The following is a 305-nucleotide window of genomic DNA, read 5'->3' on the forward strand; positions in this document are numbered from 1 at the left end:
CTCGGCTGTGACCACGGCAGACTGGAAGATTAAGCCCTTATAAAGAACACGATGCCCACCGACCTATGTTTTTCGCCATAAGCTGGTGGGCATCTGTTATTCTGGCTTATAATTCACTGATGGTTGCAGTAATGGGCTGCATGAGGATTTGCCTGACCGGGTTATATACTGCCAGCACCACAGCCGCCAGCACGAATACGACGATCACGGCAAGACAGCCCCACGGCATCTGCCACGTTGCACCGAAATAATGGGTGATGAGCAGGATATACAGCTTCCGATTCAGCACAAGACCCAGCGCAATG

Annotated in this window: 1 pseudogene; it reads right to left on the bottom strand. The window is 51.8% G+C overall.

What is annotated here, in order from left to right:
• Positions 1-106: 106 nt before the first annotated feature.
• Positions 107-305 (bottom strand): annotated as a pseudogene (locus tag P0G09_RS18200) (ABC transporter permease); the annotation flags it as partial.

Source organism: Faecalibacterium sp. DFI.5.82 (assembly GCF_029076575.1).
GTDB lineage: Bacteria > Bacillota > Clostridia > Oscillospirales > Ruminococcaceae > Faecalibacterium > Faecalibacterium duncaniae.